Raw genomic sequence first — 6,000 nt, forward strand, 5'->3', positions numbered from 1 at the left:
AGCCGGCTGAGGCATTTCAAACACGCAATCTGGCGCCTACGCATGCGGGACACGAGACTGGCAAGTGACAACCTGGGACATCTGTGGATCACACCCTATCCGAGGTCCAGCTCACTCTGTTGAGAATTCGAAACCTTGCGGCTGAAGTGGTCATAGGCACGTTTCTGGGCGATGCGTCCCCGCGGAGTTCGCTGGATTAGGCCCTGTTGAACCAGAAACGGTTCGTAGACCTCCTCCAGCGTGCCAACATCTTCGCCGACTGCCACGGCCAGGGACGAGGCACCGACGGGCCCGCCGTTGAAGCGGTCTATGATCGTGAGTAGTATCTTCTTGTCCATCTCGTCCAGTCCGAGCGTATCTACATCAAGCTGAGCCAGGGCGTAGCGAGTTATCTCCTTGTCCACCAATGCCTTACCAGCGACTTGAGCAAAGTCACGGACGCGACGCAGCAGGCGGTTAGCTATTCGTGGCGTGCCCCGGGATCTTCTCGCAATCTCTGCCGCAGCGTCGTCCTCAACCTTCACGCTCAGGATGCGCGCGGTACGTCGGACGATGAGAACGAGGTCTTCTGCCGGGTAGTAGTCGAGGTGGAATGACATGCCGAACCGGGAACGCAGCGGCGCGGTGAGCAGGCCCGAGCGGGTCGTGGCACCGACCAACGTGAAACCATGGAGGCCGATCTTCTCTGACCTCGCTCCAGGCCCCTTGTCGATGAGAACGTCGAGTGAGAAATCCTCCATCGCGGGGTACAGGTATTCCTCCACCGACTTGTTGGTCCGGTGAATCTCATCGATGAACAGGACGTCCTTCGGCGCAAGGCCGGTAAGAATGCCGGCCAGGTCAACCGGCCGTTCGAGTATCGGGCCCGAACTCGCCCTGACCGCGGCGCCCATCTCGCCGGCGATGATGTAGGCGAGAGTAGTCTTGCCCAGACCGGGTGGGCCGAAAAGCAGAACGTGCTCGAGGGGCTCCCCGCGCAGCTTGGCCGCCTCGATAAATACCCGGAGGTTCTCCTTCAGACGGTCTTGGCCGATGAAGTCTTTGAGAATTCGGGGGCGGATCTCCTCGTCCAACGCCTCCTCTCCCCGCATCCGCTGGGGAGACGAAACCCGTTCGGCCTGAACCACCCCGCTAGCCTCGCTGCGCCAGAGCCAGCTTCAGGAACTCCTGCAGGCTCAGGTTCTCGGCCGCACCGACCCGCCTCAGCCGGTCCCGGGCCTCGCGTCGGGTGAGGCCCAGCGAGACCAGCGCCGACTCCGCATCCGCCAGCAATTCCGAGCCGGCCTCGGGTGGCGTGGCCTCGGCCTGCAGCTTCTTGATGATGTTGTCCGCCTTGGTTGCCCCGATGCCGGGCACGGTTCGGAGCACATCGGCCTTGCCGTTGGCGATGACCGAATCTATCTCCCCGGGAGTGAATCGGGACAACAGGTTCAGGCCGGCCTTGGGCCCGATGCCCGAAACCGATGTCAGCCTTTGGAATGCGGTCATCTCTTCCTTTTCGAGAAACCCGAACAACTGGACCCCGTCCCGGGTAAAATGAGTGTGCACCTGCAGGACCACCTCACCACCGACCTCGGCCAGCCGCCGTGATGTCGACAACGGGACCTTCAGGTCGAACCCGACGCCCTGGCATTCGACGACGACGCGCGTCGGCTCCTTCTCGACCAGGGCACCGCGCAGCCGGGCTAGCATCGCCGTCCCGCCTTTGTCGGGAGCCTGCGGTTAAGGCAGTATGCGGCGGCCAGGGCATCGGCCGCGTGCTCGGAAACTCTCTCGCCCAGCGAGAGTAACCGTTTGACCATGTAGTTCATCTGGTGTTTCGACGCCCGGCCGCTCCCGGTCACGGACAGCTTGATGGTGGCAGGGGTCAATTCGGTCACCGGTATGCGGTTCCGGCCCAGAACATAGACAATCGTGCCGCGCGCTTCGGCTGAGCGGATGACGCTCCGCGCCCCGACCGACTTGAAGAAAAGCGTCTCCAGAGCGCAGTGCGTCGGCCGATTGCGCCCGACCACCTCTTCGAGGCCATCACCGAGCGAGCGCAGCCGATCAGCAATGGGTTGGCGGGTATCGGTGGTGATGAGGCCGAACTCGGTGGCCTCGCCGTCTTCGATTATCCCGTATCCGGTCGCGCCCAGCCCTGGGTCAATCCCCAGAATCCTCAAGTGAGGCTAGTCCTCGGCCGCTATCTTCTCCAGTATCTCGTCGGGGATGTCGGAATTGTCGTAGACCTGCTGGACCTCTTCCAACTCCTCAAGCATCTCAATCAGCTTGAGGACCTTGGGGGCATCCTGCTCTGACAGCTTGACCGAGTTGGCCGCAATCATGGTGAGTTCCGCGCTCTCGGACGCGATGCCGGCGTCCTTGAGCTGCTTCTTCACCTTCTCAAACGAGGAAATGGGAATCAGGATCGAGTAAGCGCTGGCTTCGGTCTGCACGTCGTCGGCCCCGGCCTCTAGCGCCGCGGTCAGCACCGCGTCCTCGTCCGCCTTGTCCTTGGATACGACGATCAGGCCCTGTGGCTTGAACTGCCATGCTACCGACCCGGCCGAGCCCATGCTGCCGCCATACTTGTCGAAGACATGCCGGATTTCCGCCGTACTGCGGTTCTTGTTATCGGTCAGTGCACGAATCATCAGGGCTACTCCACCCGGGCCGTATCCTTCGTAAATGGTCTCTTCGTAAGTAACTCCGGGCAGCTCGCCGGTGCCCTTCTTGATGGCGCGATCGACGTTGTCGGCCGGCATGTTAATCGCCTTGGCCGAATCGACCGCCGTGCGCAGCCTGGGGTTGGCGTTCACATCTCCGCCGCCGATCCGGGCGGCGGTGGTGATTTCCCGAATCAGCTTGGAGAAGGCCGCACCGCGCGCCTGGTCGGCCTTGCCCTTCTTGTGCTTGATTGTTGACCACTTAGAATGTCCGGACATAACTATCCTCCTCAGCAGCCGGCGCCGCGGCACCGGTTGTCGTCAAGTCGATTGGATGCCGGAACCCGCCGGGGAACCGTTCCGGGTTCGACGCCTGCAGTTCCAGACACTATTGTAGGTATGAAGACGCTGATGTCAAACATCGCACCGCCTGATGATTAGCTTGACAAGAACGTCAAACGAGCTTAACTTAGAAGTACCATGCTCGCGCTGACATTGGTTATCACCCTTGTCGGAATTGATCCAGATGCCGGCACTACCGGCTTCGATTTCCTCCGGCTGACTCCCACCGCCCGCGAAGCGGCGATGGGCGGGGCAGCCATCGGGAGCACGCCGAGTCCGATGGGCTTCTGGTACAACCCGGCGAACGTCTTGTCGGCCGGGAGCCCGCGAGCGCACGTCGGATACCTGAACTACGTCGCGGGCGTCCAGACCGGTTCCGCTGCGTACAGCCGGCCGGTCGGCAGCGACAAAGGCGTCGGGCTGGGCGTGACGTATCTGAACTCCGGTACCATGAAGCGCACGAACCAGCAGGGCGATGAGGAAGGCACGTTCGGCCTTTCCTATGCCGATCTGAACGTGAGCGGAGCAATGCGATTCGGCGAGGCGCTGGAGGTCGGAGTGGGAGTGCAGGGGCTATACGGCTCGATCGACACCTTTTTCGCGATGGGATTGGCCGGCAATATCGGCGCGAATTACAAGCTGCCGGTCAACGGCCTTACCGCTGGCATAGCTGTAGAAAACGTCGGGCGACAGCTCAAAGCATTCCAGAGCGGCATTGACCCCCTGCCCATGGATATCGGACTGGGAGTTGCATATCAGCCGAACCCATCGCTCAATCTGGTGCTTGACGTGCACAAACCGACCGCTGATCAAGTCAGGGTCCGTGCCGGCGTTGAAGGCTGGGTTACGGACGTCCTGTGTCTGCGCGCCGGGTACGACAGCTACGGCCCTGACCTCAAGTCGGGAGGTGGCACTGACATTCTGGCCGGGCTGACCACCGGACTCGGACTCCGCTGGCACGGATACGAACTGGACTATTGCTTCATCCCCATGATCGAACTCGGGGCCGCCCACCGCCTCTCGCTGGCGTTTTCTCTTTAGGCCGGCACCTGCAGAGACTTAAGTGAAGAAACAATTCCTCAAGGACGTCAAAGCCGGTACGCAGGTTGACGACGTTTTCTACTGCTCGCGCCGGGACGTGAAAGAACGCCGTGACGGCGGCGCCTTTCTGACACTCGAACTGCGCGACAAGACCGGATCGGTCGCTGCCATCATGTGGGACAGGATCGACGATGCCCTGCGCTGCGTCGAGGTCGGCGGCTTCTACCGCGTCGTTGGCCGGATGGGTGATTATCAGGGCAAACCGCAGTTCACCGTCAGCCTCATCTACCCTGCCGATTCGTCCGACATCTCGCGTGACGACTTCATCGCCGCCTCCCGTTTTGACCGAGGACAGCTCCTGACCGAACTCCGCGGCTATGTAGCCGCCGTGAAGAACCGCTACATTCGAGCGCTGCTCGAATCATTCTTCACCGACCCGGACTTCGCCGAGCAGTTCTCCCTCGCGCCGGGCGGGGCCCGGGTACACCACGCCTGCCTCGGCGGGTTGCTGGAACACACCGTGATGATGTGCCGCGCCGCGCAGCCCCTGCCCGAGATCTACCCGGAGGTGGACCGCGACCTCCTTCTGGCCGGGGTCATTCTGCACGACGTGGGCAAGGTCAAAGAATACGTTTACGAAGTTGCTATCGACCACACGCCTGACGGCAGGCTCATGGGTCATCTGGTCATGGGTTCGAAGATGGTCGAGGACAAGATCGCGGCCATCAAGGACTTCCCGGCCGAGCTCTCGCGGATGATACGGCACATCATCCTCTCCCATCACGGCGAACTTGAGTACGGCTCGCCGAAGACCCCGAAGTTCGCCGAGGCCTTCCTGGTATTCTCCCTCGACTACGCGGACTCGCGGCTGGCCATCTTCCGCGAGGTGGTTGAGAAAAACAAGAACGTCAAATGGACTGATTTCAACAACTACCTGGATACCAACGTCTACATAAAAGACCCGCCTGAAGCCTAGTCCCGCGCGATGAGCGCCGACCCGGACTTCCCGACCCTGCAGTCCGCCTGCAAACAATTCGACCTCGACCTGACCCAGTCGCAGTACGACCTGCTCACCCGCTACACGCAGATCCTGCGGGATTGGAACCAGCGCATCAACCTCGTCTCCCGCCGCGATCCCGGCCGGATTCTGTCCTATCATGTGATTGACTCGCTGGCCGTGCAGCGGTTGCTGCCTCAAGACGCAAGGGTTTGCGATGTCGGCAGCGGCGCCGGCCTGCCGGGAATTCCTCTTGCCTTGGTTCGGCCCGACCTAAAGACGCTGCTAATCGAGTCTTCTCAGAAGCGAAGCCGGTTCCTGGCTACCGCAGTGTCCGAACTGGGACTCGGCAACGTCGAGGTACTGAACGAACGGGCGGAATCACTTTCACCGCTGGAATGTGACGTAGTGCTCAGCCGGCTTTCCGGCCCGCTGCCGGACGTGGTCAAGCAGGCCGGCAGACACCTGAAGGCTGACGGCAAGATTGTGCTGTACAAGATGCAGGACTGCGCGGCCGAACTGCGGAAAGCGGCGAGGCTGCTGGCGCGGTTCCGGCTACGTGTCGTCGGTTCACACGACGTGCTGCTCCCGCTGTCTGGTATCCCGCGCCGGTTCATCGTTCTCGCCTCCTCCCGCTAGCCCAAGCCCGCCGGAAAAAAGAAAGAAGGCCGTGTCGGCCTTCGTTCTTTCAATGCAGGATGTAACAACAAAAAGCGTGCCCGGGTTCGTGCAAAACTCGTAGAAAGGAGGTGATCCAGCCGCACGTTCCCGTACGGCTACCTTGTTACGACTTCGCCCCAGTCATCGGCCCTGCCTTAGGCCCTCAAAAGAGGGACTTTGGGCATTGCCGACTCCCATGGCGTGACGGGCGGTGTGTACAAGACCCGGGAACGTATTCACCACTGCATGCTGATCAGTGATTACTAGCGATTCCATCTTCATGCAGGCGAGTTGCAGCCTGCAATCCGAACC

7 protein-coding genes and 1 rRNA gene are annotated in these 6,000 nt (G+C 61.4%); 3 read left to right on the forward strand and 5 right to left on the reverse strand.

Going from position 1 to position 6,000, the window contains the following annotated elements; genetic code table 11:
• Window positions 1-95: 95 nt before the first annotated feature.
• The 4 genes from ruvB to VMH22_06175 are packed head-to-tail and all read right to left on the reverse strand — an operon-like array spanning window position 96 to window position 2,927.
• The gene (ruvB, locus tag VMH22_06160; GenBank protein ID HTW91277.1) at window positions 96-1,091 is read right to left on the reverse strand and encodes a Holliday junction branch migration DNA helicase RuvB; all 996 of its coding nucleotides are present in this window, start codon (window positions 1,089-1,091) and stop codon (window positions 96-98) included.
• Window positions 1,092-1,131: 40 nt separating this feature from the next.
• Window positions 1,132-1,692, reverse strand: a complete 561-nt coding sequence (ruvA, locus tag VMH22_06165) for a Holliday junction branch migration protein RuvA (protein ID HTW91278.1) — start codon at window positions 1,690-1,692, stop codon at window positions 1,132-1,134.
• Window positions 1,686-2,165 (reverse strand): crossover junction endodeoxyribonuclease RuvC, encoded by a 480-nt coding sequence (locus VMH22_06170; protein HTW91279.1) that lies wholly within the window; start codon window positions 2,163-2,165, stop codon window positions 1,686-1,688. Before VMH22_06170 ends, ruvA begins: the two co-directional genes overlap by 7 nt.
• A gap of 6 nt (window positions 2,166-2,171) precedes the next feature.
• Complete coding sequence (locus tag VMH22_06175) at window positions 2,172-2,927, reverse strand: YebC/PmpR family DNA-binding transcriptional regulator (protein ID HTW91280.1); 756 nt, start codon at window positions 2,925-2,927, stop codon at window positions 2,172-2,174.
• Between the two features lie 201 nt (window positions 2,928-3,128).
• Here VMH22_06175 and VMH22_06180 point away from each other — a divergent pair, with 201 nt between their 5' ends.
• The 3 genes from VMH22_06180 to rsmG are packed head-to-tail and all read left to right on the forward strand — an operon-like array spanning window position 3,129 to window position 5,667.
• A complete protein-coding gene (locus VMH22_06180) occupies window positions 3,129-4,031 on the forward strand; it encodes a PorV/PorQ family protein (protein HTW91281.1) in 903 nt (300 codons plus the stop codon).
• Between the two features lie 22 nt (window positions 4,032-4,053).
• Window positions 4,054-5,007 (forward strand): HD domain-containing protein, encoded by a 954-nt coding sequence (locus tag VMH22_06185; GenBank protein ID HTW91282.1) that lies wholly within the window; start codon window positions 4,054-4,056, stop codon window positions 5,005-5,007.
• Window positions 5,008-5,016: 9 nt separating this feature from the next.
• Window positions 5,017-5,667, forward strand: coding sequence for a 16S rRNA (guanine(527)-N(7))-methyltransferase RsmG (rsmG, locus tag VMH22_06190; GenBank protein HTW91283.1), 651 nt, complete (start codon window positions 5,017-5,019; stop codon window positions 5,665-5,667).
• 103 nt (window positions 5,668-5,770) lie between these two features.
• Here rsmG and VMH22_06195 read toward each other — a convergent pair.
• Window positions 5,771-6,000: ribosomal RNA gene (locus VMH22_06195) — 16S ribosomal RNA — on the reverse strand; the annotation flags it as partial.

The sequence above is a fragment of the bacterium genome (assembly GCA_035505375.1).
Classification (GTDB): Bacteria; Hydrothermota; Tepidihabitantia; order Tepidihabitantales; family Tepidihabitantaceae; genus UBA2258.

Excerpts from the sequence above, each read along its gene's own strand:
- ruvB (HTW91277.1), bottom strand. The coding sequence starts at position 1,091 with ATGCGGGGAGAGGAGGCGTTGGACGAGGAGATCCGCCCCCGAATTCTC.
- VMH22_06180 (HTW91281.1), top strand. The coding sequence starts at position 3,129 with ATGCTCGCGCTGACATTGGTTATCACCCTTGTCGGAATTGATCCAGAT.
- ruvA (HTW91278.1), bottom strand. The coding sequence starts at position 1,692 with ATGCTAGCCCGGCTGCGCGGTGCCCTGGTCGAGAAGGAGCCGACGCGC.
- VMH22_06175 (HTW91280.1), bottom strand. The coding sequence starts at position 2,927 with ATGTCCGGACATTCTAAGTGGTCAACAATCAAGCACAAGAAGGGCAAG.
- rsmG (HTW91283.1), top strand. The coding sequence starts at position 5,017 with ATGAGCGCCGACCCGGACTTCCCGACCCTGCAGTCCGCCTGCAAACAA.